The 1,839-nt window shown below is 61.9% G+C and carries 3 protein-coding genes; all 3 read left to right on the top strand.

Annotated features, from left to right (window positions below; genetic code table 11):
- Window positions 1-159: 159 nt before the first annotated feature.
- The 3 genes from QMX98_RS34405 to QMX98_RS34395 are packed head-to-tail and all read left to right on the top strand — an operon-like array spanning window position 160 to window position 1,757.
- Complete coding sequence (locus tag QMX98_RS34405) at window positions 160-594, top strand: NUDIX domain-containing protein (protein ID WP_282412072.1); 435 nt, start codon at window positions 160-162, stop codon at window positions 592-594.
- 24 nt (window positions 595-618) lie between these two features.
- Window positions 619-1,257 carry a LysE family translocator gene (locus tag QMX98_RS34400; protein WP_010457727.1) on the top strand — a complete coding sequence of 213 codons (639 nt, stop codon included), beginning with the start codon at window positions 619-621 and terminating at the stop codon, window positions 1,255-1,257.
- 2 nt (window positions 1,258-1,259) lie between these two features.
- Entirely contained in the window at window positions 1,260-1,757 is a 498-nt protein-coding gene (locus QMX98_RS34395) for a GNAT family N-acetyltransferase (protein ID WP_010457726.1), read from the top strand.
- Window positions 1,758-1,839: the final 82 nt, after the last annotated feature.

Genomic DNA, 1,839 nt, shown 5'->3' with positions numbered 1-1,839 from the left:
CGCGAAGACGGCCTGACATTCACCATGGATGTCGACTGAAAGACCGCTATCGCGAGCAGGCTCGCTCCCACAAAGGGCTAGACCGCTATTTTCCCCCGTGACGCCGGCGCGACACCCATGTGATCCTTTGCGTCTTTCACTCAAGGCACACTCAGATCCATGACACTTTCATCCGCCCCTTCCCCCCGCACCATCCGCATCGCCGCCGCCCTGCTGATCGGCCCTGACGGTCGCACGCTGTTGGTCCGCAAACGCGGCACCGAAGCCTTCATGCAACCCGGCGGCAAGATCGAGGCCCATGAACAACCGGTTCACGCCCTGGCCCGTGAGCTGGAAGAAGAGCTTGGACTGGTCATCGACCCCGCGCACGCCACCTACCTGGGGCCCTTTTCGGCACCGGCGGCCAACGAGCCGGGTTTTGTCGTCCAGGCTGAACTCTTTCAGCTGACCATCGATTCAGACGTCTCGCCCGCCGCGGAGATTGAAGAGGTGCGCTGGATCGATCCGGCCACCGACGGCGATCTCTCGTTGGCGCCATTGACACGGGACCTGATCCTGCCGTTTTATCGAGCTTCGCTGACTGCGATCGCCTGATCATCCACGGACTAGGACTGCCCCATGATCCCACTTCAAGACTTGCTGATTTTCGCCGCTGCCGCGTTGCTGATGGTGCTGACGCCGGGGCCGAACATGATCTACCTGATCTCCCGTTCGATCTGCCAGGGGCGCAAGGCCGGCGTGACTTCGTTGCTCGGCGTGGTGGCGGGATTCTTCGTGCACTTGTTCGCCGCTGCGGCCGGTTTGACCGCGGTCTTCCTGGCCGTGCCGATGGCCTACGAAGTGTTGAAATGGGCCGGCGCGCTGTATCTGTTGTGGCTGGCGTGGCAGGCGGTCAAACCCGGCGCACGTTCACCCTTCGAAGCGCAGCAGTTGCCGCCGGACTCGTCGCGAAAACTGATCACCATGGGGTTTCTCACCAGCGCGCTGAACCCGAAGATCGCGGTGTTTTACCTGTCGGTGTTTCCACAGTTCATCACGCCTGAGCATGGCTCGGTGTTCACCCAGAGCATCGTGCTGGGCCTGACCCAGATCAGCGTCAGTTTCTGCGTCAACCTGCTGATCGCGATCTTCGCGGCAGGCATCGCGTCGTGGTTCGTCAACAACCCGACCTGGCTGGCGCTGCAGCGTTATTTCATGGGGTTTGTCCTGTCCGCGCTGGCGGTGCGGCTGATGCTTGAGCAACGACGGACGGCTTGACCATGTGGATTGAACGACTGGATGCCAGCCATGCGCTGGACTATCGGGCGCTGATGCTGGAAGCCTACGACCTGCATCCACAGGCCTTCACTTCGAGTGTGCGCGAACGCGCAACAATGCCGCTGAGTTGGTGGGAGTCGCGCCTGACCAGCAAGCTGGATGTGGTGTTCGGGGCGTTCGAGGACGGCGCGTTGTCAGGCATCGTCGGCCTGGCCTTCGAACCCCGGGAAAAGGCCCGGCACAAGGCGACGCTGTTTGGCATGTATGTGTCCGGCAAAGTCCGGCAGCGCGGGTTGGGTCAGCAACTGGTGCAAGCCGCGCTGGATGAAGCGCAGAACCATAAAGGCCTGCGGCTGATCCAGCTGACCGTCACCGCCGGCAATGAGGCGGCGTTCAACCTGTACCAGCGTTGCGGCTTCGTACAGTTCGGCCTCGAACCCATGGCGGTGCGCGTCGGCGAAGACTACTTCGACAAAATCCACATGTGGCGCGAGCTCTAAACCCACCACAAACCCCTGTAGGAGCGAGGCTTGCCCGCGAAGGCGTCGTGACAGTCGATATCTACTTGGCTGATACACCGCC

Origin of the sequence: Pseudomonas sp. PS02303, assembly GCF_029959925.1 — a bacterium.
Taxonomy (GTDB): Bacteria; Pseudomonadota; Gammaproteobacteria; order Pseudomonadales; family Pseudomonadaceae; genus Aquipseudomonas; species Aquipseudomonas mandelii.
This window is presented reverse-complemented; position numbering and strand designations above follow the sequence as displayed.